Origin of the sequence: Winogradskyella sediminis (assembly GCF_003387355.1) — a bacterium.
Classification (GTDB): Bacteria; Bacteroidota; Bacteroidia; order Flavobacteriales; family Flavobacteriaceae; genus Winogradskyella; species Winogradskyella sediminis.
The window spans coordinates 724,940-748,945 of record NZ_QUNH01000002.1; the positions used below are offsets into that span (position 1 = coordinate 724,940).

Annotated in this window: 28 protein-coding genes; 11 read left to right on the forward strand and 17 right to left on the reverse strand. The window is 32.3% G+C overall.

The window, feature by feature from the left end; all coding sequences use genetic code 11:
- Positions 1-140: 140 nt before the first annotated feature.
- Positions 141-302, forward strand: coding sequence for a DUF1328 domain-containing protein (locus C8N41_RS10590; RefSeq protein WP_092447131.1), 162 nt, complete (start codon positions 141-143; stop codon positions 300-302).
- A gap of 128 nt (positions 303-430) precedes the next feature.
- Here C8N41_RS10590 and C8N41_RS10595 read toward each other — a convergent pair whose 3' ends face one another.
- Positions 431-910, reverse strand: coding sequence for a hypothetical protein (locus C8N41_RS10595; protein ID WP_092447132.1), 480 nt, complete (start codon positions 908-910; stop codon positions 431-433).
- A gap of 160 nt (positions 911-1,070) precedes the next feature.
- Here C8N41_RS10595 and trxB point away from each other — a divergent pair, with 160 nt between their 5' ends.
- The 4 genes from trxB (at position 1,071) to C8N41_RS10615 (ending at position 4,795) form a co-directional block, all read left to right on the forward strand.
- Positions 1,071-2,054 carry a thioredoxin-disulfide reductase gene (trxB, locus tag C8N41_RS10600; RefSeq protein ID WP_115839237.1) on the forward strand — a complete coding sequence of 328 codons (984 nt, stop codon included), beginning with the start codon at positions 1,071-1,073 and terminating at the stop codon, positions 2,052-2,054.
- Between the two features lie 173 nt (positions 2,055-2,227).
- Positions 2,228-2,818, forward strand: a complete 591-nt coding sequence (locus C8N41_RS10605; RefSeq protein WP_115839238.1) for a YceI family protein — start codon at positions 2,228-2,230, stop codon at positions 2,816-2,818.
- Positions 2,819-2,851: 33 nt separating this feature from the next.
- Positions 2,852-4,129, forward strand: a complete 1,278-nt coding sequence (locus C8N41_RS10610; RefSeq protein ID WP_211318195.1) for a hypothetical protein — start codon at positions 2,852-2,854, stop codon at positions 4,127-4,129.
- A gap of 66 nt (positions 4,130-4,195) precedes the next feature.
- A complete protein-coding gene (locus tag C8N41_RS10615; RefSeq protein ID WP_115839240.1) occupies positions 4,196-4,795 on the forward strand; it encodes a YceI family protein in 600 nt (199 codons plus the stop codon).
- Positions 4,796-4,804: 9 nt separating this feature from the next.
- Here C8N41_RS10615 and C8N41_RS10620 read toward each other — a convergent pair whose 3' ends face one another.
- The 5 genes from C8N41_RS10620 to C8N41_RS10640 form a co-directional block, all read right to left on the reverse strand.
- On the reverse strand, positions 4,805-5,641 hold the full coding sequence (locus C8N41_RS10620) for a GIN domain-containing protein (RefSeq protein WP_244266673.1): 837 nt from the start codon (positions 5,639-5,641) through the stop codon (positions 4,805-4,807).
- Positions 5,642-5,898: 257 nt separating this feature from the next.
- Positions 5,899-6,627 carry a head GIN domain-containing protein gene (locus C8N41_RS10625; protein ID WP_115839241.1) on the reverse strand — a complete coding sequence of 243 codons (729 nt, stop codon included), beginning with the start codon at positions 6,625-6,627 and terminating at the stop codon, positions 5,899-5,901.
- A gap of 106 nt (positions 6,628-6,733) precedes the next feature.
- A complete protein-coding gene (locus C8N41_RS10630; RefSeq protein WP_115839242.1) occupies positions 6,734-8,560 on the reverse strand; it encodes a PspC domain-containing protein in 1,827 nt (608 codons plus the stop codon).
- Positions 8,557-8,898, reverse strand: coding sequence for a PadR family transcriptional regulator (locus C8N41_RS10635; RefSeq protein ID WP_092447139.1), 342 nt, complete (start codon positions 8,896-8,898; stop codon positions 8,557-8,559). Before C8N41_RS10635 ends, C8N41_RS10630 begins: the two co-directional genes overlap by 4 nt.
- Positions 8,899-8,969: 71 nt before the next feature.
- Complete coding sequence (locus tag C8N41_RS10640) at positions 8,970-9,416, reverse strand: DUF4870 domain-containing protein (protein ID WP_115839243.1); 447 nt, start codon at positions 9,414-9,416, stop codon at positions 8,970-8,972.
- Between the two features lie 146 nt (positions 9,417-9,562).
- On the opposite strand from C8N41_RS10640, the gene C8N41_RS10645 reads away from it, so the two are divergent.
- The 3 genes from C8N41_RS10645 (at position 9,563) to C8N41_RS10655 (ending at position 11,373) form a co-directional block, all read left to right on the forward strand.
- Entirely contained in the window at positions 9,563-10,018 is a 456-nt protein-coding gene (locus C8N41_RS10645) for a DUF4442 domain-containing protein (protein WP_092447141.1), read from the forward strand.
- Positions 10,019-10,122: 104 nt separating this feature from the next.
- Positions 10,123-10,947: a TIGR00266 family protein gene (locus C8N41_RS10650; protein ID WP_115839537.1), complete on the forward strand. Its 825-nt coding sequence runs from the start codon at positions 10,123-10,125 to the stop codon at positions 10,945-10,947.
- Positions 10,948-11,175: 228 nt separating this feature from the next.
- Positions 11,176-11,373 carry a hypothetical protein gene (locus C8N41_RS10655; protein WP_020896136.1) on the forward strand — a complete coding sequence of 66 codons (198 nt, stop codon included), beginning with the start codon at positions 11,176-11,178 and terminating at the stop codon, positions 11,371-11,373.
- A 67-nt stretch (positions 11,374-11,440) separates the two neighbouring features.
- Here C8N41_RS10655 and C8N41_RS10660 read toward each other — a convergent pair whose 3' ends face one another.
- On the reverse strand, positions 11,441-12,382 hold the full coding sequence (locus tag C8N41_RS10660; RefSeq protein ID WP_115839244.1) for a LysR substrate-binding domain-containing protein: 942 nt from the start codon (positions 12,380-12,382) through the stop codon (positions 11,441-11,443).
- A gap of 102 nt (positions 12,383-12,484) precedes the next feature.
- On the opposite strand from C8N41_RS10660, the gene C8N41_RS10665 reads away from it, so the two are divergent.
- Positions 12,485-12,964 carry a Dps family protein gene (locus C8N41_RS10665; RefSeq protein WP_092447143.1) on the forward strand — a complete coding sequence of 160 codons (480 nt, stop codon included), beginning with the start codon at positions 12,485-12,487 and terminating at the stop codon, positions 12,962-12,964.
- Between the two features lie 74 nt (positions 12,965-13,038).
- Here C8N41_RS10665 and C8N41_RS10670 read toward each other — a convergent pair whose 3' ends face one another.
- The 7 genes from C8N41_RS10670 to C8N41_RS10700 all read right to left on the reverse strand — a co-directional run bounded on the left by C8N41_RS10670 (position 13,039) and on the right by C8N41_RS10700 (position 20,012).
- The gene (locus tag C8N41_RS10670) at positions 13,039-13,458 is read right to left on the reverse strand and encodes a DUF2141 domain-containing protein (RefSeq protein ID WP_092447818.1); all 420 of its coding nucleotides are present in this window, start codon (positions 13,456-13,458) and stop codon (positions 13,039-13,041) included.
- A 157-nt stretch (positions 13,459-13,615) separates the two neighbouring features.
- The gene (locus tag C8N41_RS10675) at positions 13,616-14,947 is read right to left on the reverse strand and encodes a DUF58 domain-containing protein (protein WP_115839245.1); all 1,332 of its coding nucleotides are present in this window, start codon (positions 14,945-14,947) and stop codon (positions 13,616-13,618) included.
- 232 nt (positions 14,948-15,179) lie between these two features.
- The gene (locus tag C8N41_RS10680) at positions 15,180-16,178 is read right to left on the reverse strand and encodes an AAA family ATPase (RefSeq protein WP_115839246.1); all 999 of its coding nucleotides are present in this window, start codon (positions 16,176-16,178) and stop codon (positions 15,180-15,182) included.
- Positions 16,157-17,383: a DUF4350 domain-containing protein gene (locus C8N41_RS10685; protein WP_115839247.1), complete on the reverse strand. Its 1,227-nt coding sequence runs from the start codon at positions 17,381-17,383 to the stop codon at positions 16,157-16,159. The genes C8N41_RS10680 and C8N41_RS10685 overlap by 22 nt, the downstream gene beginning before the upstream one ends.
- Entirely contained in the window at positions 17,380-18,114 is a 735-nt protein-coding gene (locus C8N41_RS10690) for a DUF4129 domain-containing protein (protein WP_115839248.1), read from the reverse strand. Before C8N41_RS10690 ends, C8N41_RS10685 begins: the two co-directional genes overlap by 4 nt.
- The gene (locus C8N41_RS10695) at positions 18,115-19,002 is read right to left on the reverse strand and encodes a hypothetical protein (RefSeq protein WP_115839249.1); all 888 of its coding nucleotides are present in this window, start codon (positions 19,000-19,002) and stop codon (positions 18,115-18,117) included.
- Complete coding sequence (locus C8N41_RS10700; RefSeq protein ID WP_092447149.1) at positions 18,999-20,012, reverse strand: stage II sporulation protein M; 1,014 nt, start codon at positions 20,010-20,012, stop codon at positions 18,999-19,001. Before C8N41_RS10700 ends, C8N41_RS10695 begins: the two co-directional genes overlap by 4 nt.
- A gap of 37 nt (positions 20,013-20,049) precedes the next feature.
- Here C8N41_RS10700 and C8N41_RS10705 point away from each other — a divergent pair, with 37 nt between their 5' ends.
- On the forward strand, positions 20,050-20,766 hold the full coding sequence (locus C8N41_RS10705; RefSeq protein WP_115839250.1) for an RDD family protein: 717 nt from the start codon (positions 20,050-20,052) through the stop codon (positions 20,764-20,766).
- Positions 20,767-20,945: 179 nt separating this feature from the next.
- Positions 20,946-21,575, forward strand: coding sequence for a trimeric intracellular cation channel family protein (locus tag C8N41_RS10710; RefSeq protein WP_115839251.1), 630 nt, complete (start codon positions 20,946-20,948; stop codon positions 21,573-21,575).
- A 147-nt stretch (positions 21,576-21,722) separates the two neighbouring features.
- On the opposite strand, the gene C8N41_RS10715 is transcribed toward C8N41_RS10710, so the two are convergent.
- The 3 genes from C8N41_RS10715 to C8N41_RS17200 all read right to left on the reverse strand — a co-directional run bounded on the left by C8N41_RS10715 (position 21,723) and on the right by C8N41_RS17200 (position 23,723).
- Positions 21,723-22,157 (reverse strand): BLUF domain-containing protein, encoded by a 435-nt coding sequence (locus C8N41_RS10715; protein WP_092447152.1) that lies wholly within the window; start codon positions 22,155-22,157, stop codon positions 21,723-21,725.
- Between the two features lie 424 nt (positions 22,158-22,581).
- Entirely contained in the window at positions 22,582-23,346 is a 765-nt protein-coding gene (locus C8N41_RS10720; RefSeq protein WP_115839252.1) for a tetratricopeptide repeat protein, read from the reverse strand.
- 26 nt (positions 23,347-23,372) lie between these two features.
- Complete coding sequence (locus C8N41_RS17200) at positions 23,373-23,723, reverse strand: DUF6090 family protein (RefSeq protein WP_115839253.1); 351 nt, start codon at positions 23,721-23,723, stop codon at positions 23,373-23,375.
- Positions 23,724-24,006 lie beyond the last annotated feature (283 nt).

Consider the following 24,006-nt stretch of genomic DNA (forward strand, 5'->3'; position numbering starts at 1 on the left):
CTTTTTTTATATTGTGATCTTAGTAAACGTTTGATATGATTAAGATTACTAGCGTATGAGCAAAGCTGTTGTCTCATTAAACGCCATCTTTGTAATGAAGGTTAGAGGTACTAATCAATTAACTTAAAACCATAAAAAATATGTTACGTTGGACAATCACATTCGTTATAATCGCATTAATCGCAGCCGTTCTTGGATTCGGAGGAATTGCAGGAGCTGCAGCAGGAATTGCTAAAGTTATTTTCTTTATTTTCTTAATACTTTTTGTAATCTCATTGTTAAGAGGTTTCGTTAAGAAATAAAGTTAAATTGTAACTTTTTACATATAAATAGCCATAACACATTATCTGTTATGGCTATTTTTTATAGTATTTTTTTTACATAAACATTAAATCGCCTTAGCTTTAGTGCGCAATAAAAGACAATAATATTATTCTACTCTAATATAGTTTTCAGAATAGATTTTGTTGCCATCGTCATCAATTTCAATTTGTTCAAAGCGATCTTCAGACAACTCCAGCTTAAAATTAAACTCTTGCTGTTCTTGTATAATATCGTTCATAAAAGAAGAACCAAACTCTAAAGTTTCGGTTAAACCATCGTCATTATGTTTGTAAGAGCCATAGCCAAAGAATTCAATAGAATCAGATTTTAATAGTTTACACCACATCACTTTACTATCGGTATACATTTTAACTTGTCTCGATATGGTATTATTAGAAAACGAATCTACAACCACATTATCTTTGTAATTATAAAATCCTACAAGTTCCCATGTTCCTTTGAGGTGACTTTTAGTTGCTTCCAAAATTTCAGTCGTTTCTGTATGTTCTGCAACTTCATGGTTTTGCTCTTTACAAGAAGATATAAACATCCAGGATATACTTAAAAGTAGTAATTTATAAGACATGATTTCTAAGATTTTACAATTAAACAGCTTTAAATTACGAAATTATAAGTAAAAAGGGCTACTATTTATAAAATTTATATCGGTATAATTACTGTTAATAACTTCATTGTAAGGATTTGTACAAAAATCCTACTTTTGTTTATATAATAAAATACATAATATGTCTGATACAATCGAAAAAGTAAAGTGTTTAATTATAGGATCTGGACCTGCAGGATACACAGCTGCCATTTACGCGTCTAGAGCAAATATGCACCCTGTTTTATATCAGGGAGAACAACCAGGTGGTCAGCTTACGACAACTAATGATGTAGAAAATTTTCCAGGATATCCTGAAGGCATCACTGGTCCTGAGATGATGATACAATTACAAAAGCAAGCTGAACGATTTGGAACAGATATTCGTCATGGATGGATCACCAAAGTCGATTTTTCTGGTGATATTCATAAAGTATGGGTAAATGAAGAGAAGGAAATCCATGCTGATACCGTCATAATTTCTACAGGAGCTTCAGCAAAATACTTGAACTTACCTTCAGAGCAAAAATACTTAAAATTAGGAGGTGGTGTATCTGCTTGTGCCGTTTGTGATGGATTCTTTTATAGAAATCAGGAAGTCGTGATTGTGGGAGCTGGAGATTCTGCTTGCGAAGAGGCTCATTATTTATCTAAACTTTGTAAAAAAGTAACAATGTTAGTGAGACGCGATGAGTTTAGAGCGTCTAAGATTATGGCTCAACGTGTTATAAATACAGAAAATATTGAAATCTTGTACAACACAGAAACTGATGAGGTTTTAGGCGACGGACAAGTAGTAACAGGTGTTAGAGTTTTTAACAACCTAACTAATGAAAAGCATGTTATAGATGCTACAGGTTTCTTCGTAGCTATTGGACATAAACCGAATACAGATGTTTTTAAAGACTATTTGGACTTAGACGAAACAGGGTATATTATTAATGCTGTACCAGGTACTAGTAAAACTTCGGTTGAAGGTGTATTTGTAAGTGGAGATGCGGCAGACCATGTCTACAGACAAGCTATTACTGCAGCAGGAACAGGTTGTATGGCTGCTTTAGATGCCGAACGTTATTTAGCATCTAAAGATTCCGATTTTGAAGTAGCAACATCAACCTACAACTAAATCGACCTACAATTTATAATTTTAAAGAAAGCCGAAGTTAAACACTTCGGCTTTTTTACTTTCTATTTAAGCTGGCTTTTGATTGCATTTTCTAAAAAATGAGCAATCATGACTTTTATCATAATTTAAAATCGTTTTTATGTAAATCTTTGCGGAAACATTAAAACTCAATTATGAAATATTCAATTAAAAAACCAGTATTCTTTTTAGCCGTTTTAGCGAGCTGTCTATTTTCTTTTCAGGTGGCTTTATCTCAAAACTATATTTTAAATAATTCTTCTTCTGTTTTAGAAGTACATGGCACCTCTTCTTTACACGATTGGACGTTAGAGACAGAAAAGCAATCAGGTAAATTAGTTGTTACCAATGCTCAAGACTTAGAGATTAGTAGTCTTACGTTTTCTGTAGAAGCCGAGAGTCTTAAGAGTGGTAAGTCTACAATGGATAAAAACACTTACAAAGCGTTAAACACAGATGATTATAAAACGATGAATTTTAGTTTAACATCGTTAAAACAAGTAACTAAAGTTTCAGATCAATCATTTAAAGTTTCAGCTTTAGGAAAAATGACCATTTCTGGTGTTACAAAGTCGATTACCATAGATATGACGGTGAAAGTAGAAGGTAACAAGGTGCTACTTAATGGAGAAAAATCATTTAATATGACAGATTTTGGAGTCGATCCGCCAAAAGCCTTATTAGGTACTATTAAAACTGGTGATAAAATTAAAATCGCATTCAAATCAGTATTTGAGCAAAAATAATTAGAACACAAAATCAACTTTAAATTATAAATTATGAAATCAGTATTAAAACTCGCAACCCTAGTCATTGTTTTAACAATGGGATATTCAGTATCTGCGCAAACAACCAGTAAAAGAGACTTTAATAATTACAGGCAACCAGATCAAAGAGGTGTAAACGTTTTTGAAGCACCAAAGGACACTATTACAATGTTTGATGAACTATACGTTAGAATTGGAGGCTCATTTGCACTTCAGTATCAGGCATTAGATAATGAAAATTCTGGTGTAACACCGTTATCAGAAGTAGGTAGTAACTTCAACTTAGCGACTGCTAATTTAGATTTAGACGTGGCGTTATATGATGGTGTAAGCATGCACTTAAGAACGTATTTATCTTCTAGACACCACCACGAGCCTTACGTAAAAGGAGGTTATTTTCAAATTGATAAGTTAGATTTTATCAAAGAAGGATTTATGGAAGACCTTATGAAACATACGACAATTAAAATTGGTCATATGGAGAATAACTATGGTGATGCACACTTTAGAAGAAGTGATAATGCACAAGCACTTTACAACCCATTTGTAGGTAACTTAATAATGGATTCTTTTACAACTGAAGTAGGTGCAGAAGTATATTATACAGCAGATAATGGATTATTTGGTATGGTAGGATTTACAAATGGTAAATTAAACCAGAGTACTACAGTATCTAACGGAACTACAGGTGGTGCAGCATTCTTAGCTAAAGTAGGATATGATAAGCAAATCAATGATGATTTTAGATTTAGATTAACAGGATCTTTATACAACACAGGTTATGCACCAAACGTGTATTTATATTCTGCAGATAGAGCGGGTTCTAGATATTACAGTATAATGCAAGATGCTACAGCAACAAGTGATAACTTTAGATCTGGTCGTTTTGATCCTGGCTTCAAAAACCAAATTACAGCAATAATGATTAATCCATTTGTAAAATATGGTGGCTTAGAAGTATTTGGTACAATTGAAGTAACATCAGGAAAAGCATTATCAGAAGCAGACCGAAGAGATGCTAATCAATATGCAGGAGAGGTTATTTACAGATTTGGTGAAAAAGAAAATGTGTATTTAGGTGGACGTTATAATACGGTAAGTGCTGAATTAGCTAGCGGAGATGATGTAAGTGTAGATAGATTTCAATTAGGTGCTGGATGGTTTATGACAAAGAATGTGCTTATGAAAGCAGAATATGTTAGTCAGAGCTACAACGATTATCCTACGGGAGACCTTCTTGAAGAAGGGAAATTTGATGGAGTTATATTAGAAGCTGTTATTAGCTTCTAAGGGTTAGTTTCTATAAAAAGACCTTCACTCCTTTGGGATGAAGGTCTTATTTTTTTATTTTTAATTATGATTAAGACATTTTCATTTAGCATATTGTTTTTCCTAGGGGCTGTGCTATCTACTTTTTTTAATGTAGAAGAGTTAGCGTCTAAAGAATCCGTTGTGGTTTTATCTTCTGAAAGTTACTTAAAAATTAAAGGTAAAACCAATGTTAGTACTTTTGAGTGTCAGTTTGATATGACTACAATTTCAGACGCTATAAGAATCCATTACAAGGATTACAATCAAAGTATAAAGTTTACAGACACTAAGTTAATTCTTCCAAATGTAGAATTTAATTGTGGAGGTAAGGCAATTAATAAAGATTTTAATAAGCTTCTCAATACGGAAGAGTATCCTGAAATAATACTGAAGTTAAAAGAGATTTCTAAGGTAAAGCCTCAAAACAATACTACGACGGCAACTATCGAAATCACTATTAGTAACATCGTAAAGTCTTATACTGTGCCAATTTCAATTACCAACGATCACAATATTCAGGTGAGCGGAGTTATGCCTTTAGATATTAATGATTTTAATTTAACGGCACCAACCAAAATGTTAGGTATGGTTAAGGTTTCTCCAATAATTGAGATTCAATTTTCTCTCAAAATCTTAGAGCCATAAGTGTTGTATTCATCGCTTTTTCTTTTGCAGTTTAGCGGTATCTTCAAATTTCGTAATTGTAATAGCAGGACTACCAAAAAGGTAAACCTCACTATTACCAGAAGCTGCAATGCTAATGTGGTCTATAGCAGCAATGGTTAAGTCGCTATTATCCTCTAAAGTAACTTCCGCTGTTTTAATATCAAATTTAGATCCGTTAAAATTGGTGGAATTATCCATTCTAATTACAGAAGAATTGGCATTACCTTCAATAACAGCATCAGAACGCAGGTATAAATCAAAATCCGCTACTTTGCTTGTAATTAAAGCATCTAATTTACTATTGTCTGTTAATTCTATCTTGGTCTGATCTGCAGTGAGATTTAATCTGGTTTTTGATTTACCAGAGCTTTTATAAGTGAAATTTTTTGCATTAACATTTAAATACGCTCTAGAGTCGTCAGCAGTAATTAAGGTAACATCACCAAGTTCCATTGAGGTTAACGATCTAATTTCTCCGTCTCCTCTAGTTTCAATATTACTAAGACCATCGCTATAATTAACCGTAATGTTTAATTTCTTTTTTGAAGTAATACGAATGGTTTCCGTGAATTTAAGGACACCATCAACAACATCAAATTGAATAACGTCATGTAAATTGTCGTCTGCTTCAATATTTACAGAAGGTTTACTGTTGTATACGATTTCAATGGAAAAATCACCATCAACTATAATGGAATTAAATTCATCGATAAATGTTTGTTTAATGGTAACATTTCTGTCGCCTTTAATTTTGTCTTCCGCTTGCGCTTGCACTAGTGGTGAAGCAACAACCATTAAAAGCAGAATGAGTACTGTTTTTTTCATGTTCTAATGTTTACTGTCTTTTTAAGAGACACAAAACCCATAAGATAAGTCACTTATTATGTTTTAGACTACGTTATGATGTTCCGATTGTCAATATTAAGGATTTCTGCTTAATATTGGTCAATTAAAAGTTAATAAACTAAGATAAGCAAAAACCATCCCAAACTCTAAAAAGAATTTAAGATGGTTTGCAGTTGGTTGATTGGTAGTTGTTTACTGTAAATATAAATAAAAAAAATAATGTTTTGCGATATTACTTAATGTTGCTTTACGCTACCAGCAGAATTATCAGATTTGTTTACCTTTTTTGGGTTTCCTGAATATTTTACATCTCCACCACTAGTAGCATTGGCAGTGAGTTCTTTAGACGTATGTACAGAAATATCCGCACCACTTGTGGCTTTTACATTTGAAATTTCTGCTTTTAAATTTGAAGCGTCAATATCGCTACCACTAGTAGCTTCAGCCATAAAGTTGGTAGTAGTACCAGTAACCTTAATATCACTTCCGCTTGTAGATTTACATTCTAAGGTCTCCGTAATAACATCTATAGTTATATCTGCTCCACTTGTAGCATGAAGGTCTAGATTAGATAAAGAAATGGTATTAGAAGAGTAGACATCGCTTCCGCTTGTAGCTTTAATAGCTGAAATGGTTTCAATACTCAATATTATTTTTTTAGATTGAGCTCTTCTGATGTTCTCTGTAGTATATATACGTAATATACTATTTTCAACGTCCGTCATAATTAAGTCTTGTAGATTCTCATCGGCTTCTACACTAAGACCTACAGCGTCTGATTGTGAAATGTATAGGTCTAGCCCTTGGCTGACTTTTATTTCATTAAAATCTGGTGATATCGTTCTCTCTTCGGTAACGACATTGCCATTGCCGTCAACGCCTGGACCTAAATTCATAGAGAAATTGCACGATAGCAATAAAAAACTAATAATACTGATGATAATAATTCTTGATAGTGTGGTCATGATTTCTGTTGGTTTTTTGATTGATGAAATGTTATTGATGATGTAAATTTATACGATTGAAATTTGATGATTTAATTTAAAAGGATGAGTTGTAGAATTTTAAGTATCAATTGTCAATAACTTCAATATTAACACCATCATCGTCACTAATATTAATATTTACGCCAGAGGCCGAGGTATCTGAGCTTTCTTCGTCTTCTAGAATGATTTTTTTAGCGGCTGCTTCTATAACGTCATCAAGATCTACGTCCTTTTCAATTTCTTCATCTTCAATTGCTTCTAAACAATCTAAACATTCGGTATCATTTGAAATTATTTTGTAATAATGATTTTCCATATCTCGTTGTAACAAATTATGTGGTGAATTATAAAATTTTCTATAACGCGAAACATAATTATCGGTATGGATCACTGTTCCTACCGGTAAATAAAGGTAAATTTCTATATGCTGATCGCTAAATTTATTAAATCCTTCAGTAGTAAAGTAGGCATCTAATTTCAGTTTATTTGTATTAAAAGCATAATTGTAATGGATATTTTGAGCTCGTTCTCGGGCCAAATCGTAGTTACTTCCGCTTGCATACGAGTGAATTTTAATACTAGCCAAAGAATCTGAACTCTGTTTAATCACAATTCTAATATCTGAACTAGAAATAATGTTCTGTCCATTGTCTATTGGGTTAATTTTATAATGCTCATAATTTCTAGAAAAATTTTCGTTATAAATATCATGGCTCATCATACTTAAGTTCAATGTGTCCATGGCAGAAATATTTAGTTGTTTTTCTTCTTGTACAATAGTAGCATCATATGCATACTCAGTAGCTTGCTTTACTCCCATAATAATGAGGCCAATTATAGCCATTATCCAAAGGCCTAATAAGGTAAACTTAGCCACATTACCTATAGATTTTAAGTTATTGACTAAAATCTTTAAGCCTAAATAAAAGACAAAAAAGAAGGGTATACCGACTACAAAAAATAGTAATAAAGACATTAACCAAATCGGAATGTTTGCAGCATTAGAAGCATCTATAAAATCCATACCAGGAAAATGTAAAGCGTCTGTAATTCCAACTGTGAAAAACGCAATAATTAATCCAATTAAAACGCTAATACCGACGATAATTAAGATAATACCGATAAATTTCGCTACCACTTTTAAGAAAAACATAATGATAGAACCAATGGTTTCAAAAAAAGATTGAGAACTCGATTTGAGTTTACTACCCTGTTTTTGAAAATCGACATTTTTCACAGTTTCGGATATATTATCTGAAACATGGTCAAAGCCTTCTTTTATTTTATCTCCGTGTTTTTTTAAATCTACGTTTTTAAAGTTTTCGGATACGGTATCAATGCTGTCTTTAATTTTTTTTTCGATGTTACTGATATTTACAGCGTCACCTGTCATGGTTAATTTTTCTGCAGTTGTTTTAGCTTCCGGAATTAATGCCCAAAGCAAAATGTATAGTAAAATTCCAGTTCCGAATCCAAAAATTAAAAGCACCCAAAGTAGACGAACCCACAAAGCATCTAAACCAAAATAGTGCCCTAAACCTGCCGACACACCTCCAACATAAGAGTTGTCTGTATCTCTGAACAAACGTCTGGTTGCACCAGTTTTCTGTTTGTGCTGTTGTTGTGGTTCATCTTCAAAAATTTCGTCATCGACTAAATAGTCTTCAGGTTGTCCCATAATGGTGATGACTTCGTCAACGAGTTTAATACCAACAACTTGTTTTTCATTTTGAATGCGTTCTGCAAACAATTCAGCAATTCTAGCTTCAATATCTGCAATGATTTCAGAACGACCTTGAGAATCTGTAAATGAACGTTTTATAGCCTCAAGATAGCGTGATAATTTGAGGTATGCATCTTCGTCTATATGGAAGAATATACCGGCTAAATTTATATTGACTGTTTTATTCATTTCTGTGGTGTTTTTGTATTGGTTACTAGGTTAACGGCGTTTTGTAAATCGCTCCAAGTGGAGTTTAATTCATTGAGAAATAATTTCCCAGTTTCGGTGAGTCCATAATATTTTCTTGGTGGACCCGAAGTTGATTCTTCCCAACGGTAGTTGAGTAATCCTGCGTTTTTTAATCTTGTTAATAGTGGGTATATGGTGCCTTCTACAACAAGCATTTTTGCGTCTTTTAGAGTGCCAAGTATTTCTGCAACATATGCATCTTCATCTTTTAGGATGGATAGTATGCAATATTCCAAGACACCTTTACGCATTTGTGCTTTTGTGTTTTCTATCTTCATAGGATATAATTCTTAAATTCGATTAAACTGTTCATTTTTTGATTGATTTGATTATTGATGATTGTGGTAATTTACTTTAAAAAGCGAATGGTCAATGGATAATTATAGCTGTTACCATCTCTAGCCGATAAACTTGCTTTAACAATAAGCGCTAGTTCTATAATAAAAGCGATAACGGCTAAGACCCCTAAACCTCCACCGATATACAGAAGCGGTGAGGGCTCGCCGATATTAATATGAAAATTATTAAAACCGTGAAAGTCTATTATATCCATACCTCTAAATAGCTTAAAGATAAAAAATGGCACGCTTAAGGTCCCTATAATAATAGCATATAGCAAAATGCTAATCTGAAAATTAATGGCTTGTTTTCCATGCTGATCTATAAATTCCGATTTGTTTTTATTGGCGGCCCATAATACTATAGGGCCTATAAAATTTCCGAAAGGAACTACAAATCTAGAAAAGGTGGACAAATGAATAAATGTCGCTAAATTTTTGTGGTGATTATCTATCATTTTAAATTTTGTATAATAGTTTCTTATACAAATATATGTCTTTAAAAAGGTATTATGTTACGCATAGTACTTAAAATTAACATTTCTTTAACATTAGTGAAGTTGAATATTTTGGATTATTTTAGTGGAAAATATCATCTCTATTTATGAATATTACTCCGTCTAAACTCAATAAATATCTAATGTTTAAGCTTCCTGCAGCCTATTTTACAGGTGTGAGAACCAAAGAATTAAATGACAACTTTTGTTTGGTTACCGTAAAGCATCGTTGGGCAAATCAAAATCCTTTTAAATCCATGTTTTGGGCTGTACAAGGTATGGCAGCAGAATTAACCACGGGAGCCTTAGTGATGTTAAAGATTAGAAATAGTGGAAAAAAAATATCTATGTTAGTGGCTAGTAATAATGCGACATTTACTAAGAAAGCTACCGGAAGAATTACCTTTAAGTGTCACGAAGGCCAGAAGATAGACGAAGCCATTACAAAAGCGATTGATACAGGCGAAGGACAAACGGTATGGTTAAATTCTACAGGAGTAAATAGTGATGGAGTGGAAGTGTCTAATTTTAATTTTGAATGGACCTTAAAGGTAAAATCATAAGGTGTTACGGTAGTGAGTAGTTATTTTCTATTAATTGTTTGTAACAATAAGTACACTTATGCAACCAATAAATGAATCAATCAAATCAATATAAATTTAAAATTATGGAAAAATTACCAGACTACAGCGACAGAAATGCACACGAGATCGATTATCGAATTTACGGAGAGGAAATGCAGTATGTAGAAATTGAATTAGATCCGCAAGAAGCTGTAATTGCAGAATCAGGCAGTTTTATGATGATGGACGATGGTATTAAAATGGATACCATATTTGGTGATGGTTCGCAAAAAGATACCGGTTTTTTAGGTAAAATTCTCGGTGCCGGAAAACGTATTCTTACTGGCGAAAGTTTATTTATGACTGCTTTTTATAATGATCTTACAGGAAAACGTAATGTTTCTTTTGCATCTCCTTATCCGGGAAAAATAATAGCAATTGACTTACTTGAGTACGGTGGAAAGTTTATCTGTCAGAAAGATGCCTTTTTGTGTGCTGCCAAAGGTGTAAGTGTAGGAATTGAATTTTCTAAAAAATTAGGGCGTGGTCTTTTTGGTGGTGAAGGTTTTATAATGCAAAAATTAGAAGGTGATGGTATGGCATTTGTTCACGCAGGTGGTACTACAGCAGTTAAAACTTTGGCTGCCGGAGAAACCTTACGTGTGGATACAGGATGTATTATTGGGTTTACACAAGGTGTAGATTATGATATTGAATTTGTTGGTGGCATTAAGAATTCTATATTTGGCGGAGAGGGTTTATTTTTTGCAAAACTTAGAGGACCAGGAAAAGTATACATACAATCCTTACCTTTTAGTAGATTGGCTGGTAGAGTTTTAGCATCGGTACCGAGTGGAGGAAAATCTAAAGGTGAAGGCAGTATACTAGGAGGTTTGGGTGATTTACTAGATGGAGATAATCGGTTTTAAATCATTGAGTTTGTAACTGTTTGTTTTGTAATGGTTTACGTCGTAAGGCTTATCTGATGAGATATCTAATGTTAATCGTGAAAGTTCAAACTTTTAACATAACAAGCTGTTAAACTTTCATTGAAATTGATTTTCATTATTAAAATTTACTATCTTTAAAACTGAATTGAAACAATAGCGTATAGATAAAAAATTACTTTTTGTTAACCTAAAAACTTAAAAAAAACTATGGCGCGAGCAATGTACGAGTACACTAAAACTGTACTCAGCAAAGTGAGTTTTGATGCGACCTTATTCTGTAAAGAAGTGCAAAAAGCAGTACGACGTTTACTGCCTCACGAACTCGAAGAATTAAGAATATTTATTCAGTCCCTAATCAATCAAAACCCAGACTTAAACCAATGCTTAATTTACCTAAAGGCATAATATAAAATAAGCGTCCTGATGAAAATCAGGACGCTTGCTTTTTTAATAACTTCAAAAAGTTACACGGTTATTTATTAGCCTTAGGACTAATAATTTCTACATTCTGAAAAGCAATAGCGCCTCTAATAATCCCAGATATAACCTGATGCATAGCATCTATAATTTGCATTTTTAATTCACTTTTATGGTAAATAATACTGACTTCTCTCGCTGGTGACGGCTCTTTAAAATGTCTAAGGTTAGGGTCTAATCTTTCTTTAATATCTAAGGTATGTAAATACGGCAGTAGCGTCATACCCATGCCTTCATTAGATAATTTAATTAAGGTTTCGATGCTTCCACTTTCAAGTTGAAAATTGTCATCTATCTGATCTTTAAATGTTTTACAGAGATTAATAACTCCATCTCTAAAACAATGCCCATCTTCTAAGAGTAGCATGTCATCAATGCTTAAATCGGAAACTTCAATGACTTTTTTATCCTTCAATCTGTGATTTTGCGGAATATAAGCTACAAAAGGTTCGTAGTACAACACACGCTCTTTAACATTATCACTTTCTAAAGGTGTGGCTGCAATTGCGGCATCTAAGTGGCCATCACTAAGTCTGGTTAAAATTTCTTCGGTAGTAAGTTCTTCTATTTTTAGTTTTACTTTAGGATATTTTTTAATAAAACTCCTTAAAAACATCGGTAGTAGTGTTGGCATTATGGTAGGTATAATTCCTAATCGGAATTCTCCACCAATAAACCCTTTTTGCTGATCTACAATATCTTGTATTCTGTCGGCTTCGTTAACAATATTTCTTGCCTGATACACTATTTTACGACCAACTTCTGTTAATTCAATTGGTTTTTTGCCTCTATCAAAAATAATAACATCGAGTTCATCCTCTAATTTTTGAATTTGGGTACTCAAGGTCGGTTGGGTTACAAAGCAATTTTCGGCAGCTTTTGTAAAATTTTTATGTTCTGCAATGGCTAATGCGTATTTTAATTGCGTTATGGTCATGACTATTAATTTAGGCTATAAAAGTATTAAAAGTATTCATAAAAACTATGCTGAAGAAGGCTTAAATATTTCGTAAATTTGAGTAAACAAAATAATCATATTATGAAACTAAATAGCATAGGTTTAGATACCGAAAAAACAAAAGTACTAGCAAACGATTTAAACCAATTATTGGCAAATTTTCAATTGTATTATCAAAATTTAAGAGGCATCCACTGGAATATTAAAGGGCGCGGCTTTTTTGCACTACACGAAAAATTTGAAGAACTATACACAGATGCTAATCTAAAAGTCGATGAAATTGCTGAACGTATTTTAACATTAGGTGAAACTCCATTGCATACGTTTGAAGATTATACTAAGGCTGCAAAAGTACCTGTAGGTAAAAATATCTCTAAAGATGAAAAAGCAGTTGAATTAATTGTAGATTCTCTTTCAGAATTATTAAAAATGGAGCGTTCTATTTTAGAGACTGCAGGTGATGTAAATGATGAAGGTACCAACTCAATGATGAGTGACTTTATTACCGAACAAGAAAAAACCGTTTGGATGATGAAAGCATGGTTAGGTGAAACGGTTTAAAATAACTTAATTTTTACAAAAAAAAGACTGCTTTATAGCAGTCTTTTTTTTGTAATATAAAAGCAGATAGCTTATTAAAAACGGATATTAAGTTCTAAATCTGTCTCTTCAACTTTAAATTTGGCATCTTCGTAATTTGGTGGCCCAAAAGACATAACGTTGTTAGAGATTCCATAAGATTCTAAGGGCATACCATTATCTTGGAAGTCCATACGTTTGTTATTGTTTTCGTCGTGTAAGCTCATAATAGCATATTCTCCTGGTAACACGTTTTTAAATGTTATTGTAACTTTTCCGTCTTTAATTTCTGTCGCAGCATCCTTAATACCTTTACCTTTCATAAAAGTTTCAGAGGTATGCAAAGTCGTAAGAACTTTCCCTTTATCATTTGTTACATTATCTATAGTAATAGTGATTGAGACTCCTGATGCTTCTTGAGAAAATCCAAGAATTGAAGTTAAGACGAATACTAAAGTTAAAATTACATGTTTCATGGTGTGTTGTGTTTTGATGGTTAGTATAATACGGTTGTTTATTGTTAATGATTCAAATATCATACAAACCTCTCATTATAAATAAATGTAATTACCGAATTGTAAGTTAAAGAGGATGAATTGGATATTACTCAAAATATCTAAACTTCAGCAACAACTACAACAAGCCTCTCGCCTTTATTTCTAAATACTTATTAATGGTATTAATGGTTAATTGTTCTGGTGCTGTTAAAATCGATTGAATACCATGATTTTGAAGTTCTTTAACCATTAAGCGTTTTTCGTAAGCAAATTTTTCAGCAATAGTTTTATGGTAGATAGATTGTAAATCTTCTGCATGTTCTTTTAAAATGGTGTCTAATTCGGTATTTTTAAACAACACCACTACAAGCATATGTTTTTTAGAAATGGCTTGCAAATAAGGCATCTGTCGTTTTAACGCACTGATATGTTCAAAATTAGTATACAGTAAGAGTAAGCTGCGATGGGTTACTTTTCGTTTCAATTGTGCGTAAAGTAGACCAAAATCGCTGTCGTTAAATTGGGTGTCTATATTATAGAGGTTTTCTAAAATTAGGTTGAGATAAGTAATTTTTTGAACTGCTGGTAAAAAAGATTCTATTTTTTTCGAGAAGCTAATCATGCCCACTTTATCATGTTTTTTTAGGGCAACGTTACTGAACGCTAGTGTAGAATTAATAGCGTAATCTAACAGTTTTAAACCGTTGAAAGGCATTTTCATTATTCTGCCAGTATCAATAATAGAGTAGATGGGTTGCGATTTTTCATCTTGATATTGATTTACCATCAATTGACCACGTTTGGCGGTGGCTTTCCAATTTACAGTTCTAAAATCGTCTCCTTGTATATAATCTTTAATTTGTTCAAATTCTGAAGTATTACCAATTCGTCTTATCTTTTTTAAACCAAATTCGGTTAATGAGTTACTAATGGCTAAAAAGTCATATTTCTGCATTTGAATAATGGAAGGATATACCATAACCATTTGCTGATTTTGAAACTGATACTTACGTTTTATAATTTTTAAAACAGAAGAAACAAATATATTGAGGTGACCAAAGTAATATTCGCCACGATCTACAGGTCTTACTATATAATCAAAGTCATGGTTTTCACTAGGGTTTAAACTGATTTTGTATAAAAAGTCACGTTTTTGAAATTGTACCGGAAGCTCATCAATAACTTCAATATACGTTTTAAAACTGTATTTATTTGTAATTGTGATTGGCACCGGATTATTATCGCTATTAGAGAATTTATCTGGTAAAATTCGCCTAGCATTTATGGCCTGTTTTGGTTGGTAAAGTAGGAGTAAATCCATTAACAAAAGAACCGCAATGCAAATTGTAATTATCCAAGCAATAGCATATAAAGTAGGTATCCAATACGATAAAAGAAAGCATACCGAAGCTATTGCCAAATAAATGTACAATTGCTTATGGATGTATAATGATTTTAAAAAATTCATAATCTTCTCTTTTATCTATTGATGAGGGTTAGATTTTACATTTTTGAAAACACCTCTAAAGTCCCCACAAGGGTACAATCCAATTATTCCATGTTTATTTTAAAACTGTATTTACATTTTTTTTATACACACGAAATCAAGTTCTCATATTTTCCTAATTCCTAATTCTTCGTACGATGAACAACATGCAGAACAATAGTGTTAAGACTGAGACTTGAACTGAAAGTTGAGACTATCTCGGCACTTCAACCGATTGCACAATCATTTCAATGACATTTTCTGTTGTCATACCTTCCATTTCGCGTTCTGGCGTTAAAATGATACGATGATTTAATACTGGGTTTAATGATTTTTTGACATCTTCAGGAATTACAAAATCACGTCCATTGATAGCGGCAAACGCCTTAGCGGTATTTAAAATAGCGATGGATGCTCTAGGTGAACCACCTAAATATAAATGTGGATGATTTCTTGTTTTTGAAACGATTTCTGCAATATATTTAATAATTTTCTCTTCGACTAAAATGGCTTGAGTTTTAGTTTTGTAATCCTCAAGCGCTACAGTATCTAATATCGCATTAATACGTGTTTGCGGTTTTTCTCCTTGACGTTCGTGATGCGAAGCAATAATTTTTATCTCGTCTTCAAGAGAAGGATAATCTACTTTTATTTTAAAAATAAAACGGTCTAATTGCGCTTCTGGTAAGGCGTAAGTTCCTTCTTGTTCAATAGGGTTTTGTGTGGCTAAAACCATAAAGGGATTATTAAACTTGTACGTGAAACCATCAATAGTAGCTTGGCGCTCTTCCATGGTTTCAAAAAGAGCCGCTTGGGTCTTAGCTGGTGCTCTGTTAATCTCATCAATCAACACTATGTTAGAAAATATAGGTCCTTTTTTGAATTCAAATTCAGAAGATTTCATATTTAAAATAGACGTACCTAAGACATCACTAGGCATTAAATCTGGTGTAAATTGAATTCGGCTAAATTCCGTTTTTAGAACTTTTGCAAATAGTTTTGCCGTAACAGTTTTAGCAATCCCTGGAACACCTTCTATTAAAACATGTCCATCGGCTAATAATGCCACAATAAGTAACTCTACAAAATTATCTTGCCCAATAATGACTTTTCGTAACTCGTCCTTAATAGCTTCTACGGCATTTTTTAAATCTTCTAATTGAATTCTATTGTCAAAATTTAAGTCGTCGTTTAGGTTTTCGTTTTCTTCCATTGATTATGGGATTTAAATTGTTCTATTAAGGTATTTAGCCTTTCTAATTCGGTATAACTGATTTCATTTTTTTCATTTAAATTTTTAATGTATTTAAATAAAATGCGTGTGTCTTCTTCTGTATTACTGCTTCTCGCTGCTAAATGCCTTATAAAATTATCGTTTAGCTCTGATGTAGAAAGGTGTAATGTATTTCTAATATACTCTAAAAAATGCTGTATTTTATGTTGTGAAATATCCTTGTGTTTTCCACTTTCATAATACATATTGGCAATGGTTCTGGTAAAATCTACAGTCTGATTTTTTAAAGGATTTATAATCGGAATGGCACGTTGTTTTCGTTTGCCTTCAAAAATAATATAAATTAAAGCTGCTATTAACATTAAGTAATAGGCCCATTTTAAAGATGTGGTATTTAAAAACAGATACATTGGCGACGTATAAAATGTCTTTCCTGTTTTGTAATAGTTGTCTATATAAACCGGATTGGAAACGTCGATATAAGAGAGTAGTCCGGCTGTATAATTCTGATTTGGAGATTGTAATATGAAGTAGTTGGTAAACGCCTGAGGGAATGTACTCAGAATAATTTCACCGTCTCCAAAAGGTTGTTTAATGGTACTGATTAGGCTGTCTTGCATTGGTTGGTTGTTTCCTCTGTAAGTGTCAATTAAGCCTACAATAGATGTTTCTAAGGTATCAATATCATTAAAATGAAAGAATTTTGAAGCGCGATCGAACGTATAAGATTCTGAGGGGTTTAATTCCGGATTTACCAGTTTGAATTGATATTCGTTATTAAAATTATCAAAGGTATTAACAGACAATACACTAAGGTTTAGCGTGTCTAGTAACTTTTTTTCAAAATTTGTAGCTGCAACGATAATAGTGTTCCCTTTAGATACCCAATTTAATAAACTATTGAGTTCTTCTTTTCCGAAATTAATACTTTCATTATTAAAAAGGTACGTACCGTTGATTGTATGGTTTTTTAAGTATTCAAAGGGTGGACGATTAACACTAACTACCGTATCTGCAACCCTTTTTAACTGGTCGTTAAACACATAAGTGCCAAAAGGAATTTTATGATGCGTTGCATACGAAGGAAACCAATTAATAGCTTTTGGTTTATTCATTTCTAGAACAACAATAGCTATAATAGTTAAGACTACAAGTATAATGTATATTTTACCTTTTTTACTCAACGTTTTATTAGGGTGTTATTTAAATGTTCAAAAGGAAGCTTTAAGGCTTCAAATTTAACCGCATCAATAGTAAACTCTCCATACCACACATAATCGTAAATTTTAGTGATATTTTTAAAATCGGCTTTTAAATGCGCTTTGCTAATTTCTTTAATATAATCTTCATTAGTTTTTTGTGGTTGCCAAGAAATGCGGTCGGTTTCTGTTAAATATTTTAGAGATAATAAGTAATAATAGCGAATGGCTAATCTGTAATTTTGCTGTTGAATAGCATTATGGATTAATGCCGGAATATCTTCATTTTTGATAATCTGTTCTTCCTCAGAAAATAAAATGGAACCTTGTTCTTTTGCTTTTGAAATGAGGTTGTTAGAATTTACTTTTAAGAAAAACTTTATTAATAAGAATAGTAAGACGGCTAGAAGAACATAGGGTAGAATTTTAAAAACTACAAACAAAAATCCCGAAGCAGTGCCAACACCAAAAATCGCTTCCCAAAATTTACGCAAAAGATTTTGTAACCATTTGTAAATTTTCTCTAAAATGTTTTCTTCGGGTTCAACTTCTAAGTAATTAAAATTGTCATCGGTTTTATAGGGTTCTAAATCGTCTTCAGTAATTTCTTGTTTACTTATCGGAGCATCATCATAATGTACCGATTGCGCATTGTATTGCGCAAAAGTAAATTGCCCAAAACAGAAACACAGAAGTAGTAACCGATATACTAACATTTAGTCGTCTGATTTTCCAATTTCACTTATACGATCATACGTGCCTGTAAAGTTTACTTTTTCGTGTAAATGAAAGTAAATTACAGCACCAGCAACCATTAAAATTATATTTAATAAGAATTGAAAAAAGGTATTAAATACATTTAGCACAATGACTACAGGATCTGCCGAAAAGCTATTAATGTTAGCCGGATCTATTTCGCCAGAAAAAACACCAGTGCTCAGTAACGCATAAATAATAGACGGAATTGAAAATACTAAACTAAGAATATAATAGATGACTCCTAAAATTAGAAAAACACCAAAGGCGGTCCAGAAATCTGCATTTGCTAATGTAAAACTTTGGCTAAAAGCGTCTGATGTAGATCGTTTAGGTTCAAAAACATAGATGCTAAATACAATTGCCATTGGTATCATAGCATAAAATACAGGTAGAACACAAAGCATCGTTGCTATGACTAGGGTAACCCCTTTTAAAAAGCTTAAGCCAAAAAAGGACCAAAACGATTTATAGACATTACTTTTTATTTCAGTTTCGTTGATATTACCTTTATAATCTACATAAGATTTAATGTAGAAGAGTGTAGTAGAAGCGGTAAGAATATACGCAGCAATAGCAGATACAAAATAAGTAATAACTGCCACAATTGTAAGAATTACGCTTGTAGTATTTACATTAGGATCATTAACATTAGTGAAATTAAAAAGGTCACCAACAACATAATTGTAAGCAGCTAGCGAAAGCATAAAGATGATTATTGCAGGACCCGCGATATTAAAAATAGCTTTAATAAATGGTTTAAACTCATTTCTGATAAAGCCAAAAGTGTCGCTTAGAATACTGCTAAAGTCGCGTTGTTTTCTAAATTCTATATAAGATCTGTTCATAGTTTGTGAGTTGGGTTTTGGGTCAGGTTTATCGTATTTTTAGAAGTGGTTGTTTGTTTTAATTTTCGGTTTAATTGTATTGGGTAAATTACGTAGTAAAATAGAATTAATGCCAAAGAACCAGAAATAATTACAATAGCGAGCCAATCTGGCATTTCGGTATGTCTGGTTACAAAACCTTCTAAAAAACCAGCAATAATGAAAAAAGGTATGGTACTCATTAAGATTTTTAAGCCATTAATGACTCCACGTTTAAAGGCTTCGAGTCGTGGTAATGTACCTGTAAACAGCATTCCATTGCCCATAACCAAACCTGCGCAACCTGCAATTATTATCACTGATATTTCAATTGTTCCATGAATCCAGATGGTACGTGCAGACTCCCAAAGTAAACCTTGATCGTAAAAAAAGTATTGAAAACTACCTAACATAATACCATTTTGCATCATAATATACAAGGTGCCCACGCCAAGTAAAATGCCATACCCAAAGGCTAAAAGTGCTACCTTAATATTATTAAGCGTAATGCCTAGAAACATGTGGAATTCACCTTGTTGTTTATATACAGCCATTGGGTCACCTTTTTCTATGTTTTCCATGGTCATATTTACATAGCCATCTCCAAGAAAAGATCTTACAAAATCATCTTCACTTGCAGCAGAAAAGGCTCCAACCACCACAAATAACGAAAAAGTTAAAAACGCCACAAGAAGTTCACGATGATGCTGATAAAATAGGGTAGGGAACTCCGTTTTAAAAAACGATAGTATTCTATTTTTTGGTTCTTTTTTAGTTTTATAAATGCTTTGATGTGCCTTAGACGCTAGCTGATTTAAATAACGTTCCGTATTACTATGCGCATAAAATGTTTTGGCATAACTTAAGTGGTCGGTAACTTCTATATAGAGGTCAGAAAGTAAATCGGGATCTATTTGCGTTTTATTTGAAAGAATGTTTTCAAATTCTAACCATTTATCTTTATTTTGCTTTACAAAAGCGGCTTCGCGCATTATTTTTCCCCGTTTAGACTTCCAAAGAAAAGAAAATATGGATGAATTTCAAATAGAAACTGCCCAAAATGTAGGGATTAATCAAAATGTTGCTGGTATTGGTGACAGAATGCTTGCCTACTTTATTGATAGCGCTATTATTTTGTTGTATACCATAGGTGTTATACTCCTTTTGACGACTTTAAATCTAGATATGGGAGATAGTTGGGCGATTTATCTGCTTTTATCATTACCTGCATTTTTATATTATGTTTTGCTTGAAACATTTTTGAATGGTAAAACCGTTGGCAAAGTGCTTATGAACACAAGAGTTGTGAAACTCGACGGATCTAAGCCTAGTTTTGCTAATTATTTTGTACGTTGGATTTTACGAATTGTTGATGTGGTTTTAACTTCAGGTGGTGTGGCTGCATTTACAATTTTAATTAAGGGTAATGGTCAGCGACTTGGAGATATTGCTGCAGGCACTACAGTGATTAGCGAAAAACAACGCGTCACAATACATGATACGTTGATAAAAGATATTCCTGCAGATTATGTTCCCACTTATAGTCAAGTAACTATGTTAACTGATAAGGACATGCAAACGGTAAAGAATTTATATGATGAGGCTGTGAAAAATGGTCATCATAATATTATTCTCAATTTGCACCATCGTCTTATAAAAATCATGGCTATAGAGACACAAGAGCAACCAGTTAATTTTGTGGCTACTGTTATAAAAGATTATAATTATTATACACAAAACATGTAAGGAGAGCTTCAAGGCATATACCAAAAAATTAAAGTATTAAGGAACGCTCTTATATGCTATAAATGCCAATGTAAATCATTTATATAATGCAAATTGTAGTCTTATAATAAATTTACATTAAAGTTGAAACGAGATGCCTACCTTCGCACTAATGACATTAATGTAAATAGACGTACCCTATGTTTTTTCAATTTATAGATATTTTGGGAACTGTAGCCTTTGCTATTTCGGGAGCTTTAGTTGCCATGAATAAGCGAATGGATCCTTTTGGAGTATTAATTATTGCCTTTGTAACGGCTGTTGGTGGAGGCACATTAAGGGATGTTATGATTGGTATAGAACCTGTGTCTTGGATGAAAAACATGACTTTTGTTTACGTTATTATGGCTTCTGCCTTGTTTGCAGTTCTTTTTAGGAAACGCATTAATTATTTAAGAAAATCCCTCTTTTTATTCGATACCATCGGGATTGCCCTTTATACAGTTGTGGGTATAGAAACCGGCCTTATAGCAGGTTTACATCCTTTAATTTGCATTGCTATGGGAACAATGACAGCGTGTTTTGGAGGGGTCTTAAGAGATATTTTATGTAATGAAATTCCTGTTATATTTAGGAAGGAAATTTATGCTACTGCGTGTATTTTTGGTGGACTCACATACTTTTTGTTATTGCAGTTTTTTGAAGACAGACACATTTTATTTGTAATCGTTGGTGTAGTCGTCATTAGCATTCGGTTAATCGCTGTACGATATAAAATAAGCTTGCCAAGTCTGTATGGTGAAGAGGATAAAAAGATAAAACAAGACTAGCTATCTCAATTACTACAAGTGTTTTTTAAATTTAGCATATTGATTATGAGTTAAATGTCTTTTTAAATTTTTAAAACGAACTCTAACTTTACATCAAAATATTTGCATACTATTAACCTTATTTTTTATAGCACTTAGTAAATGACCTTACACGCTATCGTATAATTTAATTTTGTCGTCATTTACAATTTTTCGGACGGTAGACCAAAAGCTAAGCAATGAGGTGGTTGAGCTATTAGAAAGCTCAGTCAACAGAAATAAGTTGTTTACAAACTCAACTAAATTACTTTTGTTAGGTTGGTGGTAGGCCATATTCCATTCAGGGAAACATCTATTATCAACTTGATTTTCCCATAATAAAGTTACAGTGTGATGGCGCTGATCTTCCTGTATTTTTTTATACACAAAAAGCACATCTTTTTTTTCTCCTTCTAAAATCTGAACAAAGCGATTGTTATGGAATATAAGACAACCTGTAATGTTTTTCTCTAAGTTTACAGCATTAGCCGTTTCAAGAATATTCTCTAAATCCGAAATGCCTAATGAAGGTTGTGATATGCTATGGTAATTTAGTTGGTACATATGTTTTGTATGGTATGCTTCAATAGAAGCTTAGCGTTACTCAGCGCTATTATTTTTAGATTTGGAACGAATTGTTTTTATATGTAATTCGCTGACGTGAATATATATTAAAAACCAATGCAAAATATAAAATTAGCCGAAACTTAAGTAAAAAATGACAATATCCATTTTTGGTGTCAATTTCTTCATTTCTATTTTGATTTTGATCAATGATTAACGGTTAGGCGTTAGTACGTTAATCGGAAATATTATTTCTACATTCCATGTTTCCGTAACTAATGTAGCAAATAAAATCTGAATAGAACATTAAGATTCATAGTGTTATAATGAATTGAGATCTTAAACGCTAAATATAAATCTGTTTTGCGATGAACTATTTTTAAGATTGATATGCAATAGTTTAATATATAGGAATAGAGTTCATCTACAGTTTTTTAGGCTCTACTTTCAATTCGGAAAGAACTTTAACAGCATTTGCATTTTCAGGATTTAACTCTAATGATTTTTTATAGAACGTAATACCTTTTTCAATATCTCCCATTCGCAATAGGCACTCAGCATAACTGTCATATGTATTCCAAGACTCTGAATACATCTCTATATTCAGTTTAAAAACCTTTAAAGCATCGTCTTTTTGCTTCAAAGTATTTAAATAATAATAGCCCAATACGTTTATATACCTTTCTGAAATATTATACTCAGGATCCTTTCTATCTTGAGCTTTTATAACAGCAATAATTTCATCAACTGTTTTACCTTGAGAGATTAATAAATTAAAAGTTTTATATTCATTAAAAACCCTTTCAATATCCTTGTAAGGGGTGCCCATTTCTTCATTTATAATATTAAATAGACTATTGACGTTTTCTAGAATAGAATTTAGCTGCCTTAGCGTTTCTCGCTCCCCTAGATCTTTTGCAAAATAGGATGATATCACTATTAAAGCAATATCAGAATAATGATTTTCTAAATTTAAATCTTTAAAAAGTTGATTAGGCACTTTTGAAGCACCTCTTAGAGGTAAAAGATTTGGATTATAGCCTAATGCGGTTGCTTTACTTAATTCTTTCAGAAAGTTGTCGTAGTTATCACTACGTGCTTTATAGGCAATGTCTTGAGAGTTTTTTAATTCTATAAGTTTATTCCTTATCTCGGTAGGTATCAGTTTAATATCGCCTGTGGATTGCAAAGTCTCTATCGTATTGGCGTTAAACCTTACATAGGCAGTAGTGTGTTTAATTTAAAAGAATTGATTATGATGGCTTCGGGACTCTCAAAGCTTGGCAAATTTTCAACAAATTCTTTGTGAAGCGCAATATTAGACTGAAATACATATGAATCTTCATTAATTAGGTTGTAGTCCTTAGCTAAATCTTTTAATATCTGGTTATAATAATTTTTTAAGATATTATCACTTTTCCTGTTTTCATTCCAATTATTAATTTGCAATGCAATTAAAATTCCAATAACAACCAATACAATTTCGCCAATGGCATATTTAAAATATTTTCTGGTTTTGCCTTCCGAAAGTAAATTGCGTCTAATTTTTCTGAAAAATTTTATCATTGGTTAGCGGTTTTTAATAAAACAAACTGTGATAAATTGCTATTGTTTTTTTATTCGTTTTCTAGTCTATTTTTGATTGCATTTTTTGTATTACGTTGCTATAAATGTAATAAAACCATCTTTTGTTTTTAAAAAAAATACCGTTTTGTATTTTTTAATTTTTCAATTTTATTTTATAAATCATTAACCTTAAATTTCCATATTATTTTTTGGCATTTATAAAATAGACTTAAACGTAAGTAAGTGCACTGAGTATGGGACTAGATTTGAAGACAAGTATAAA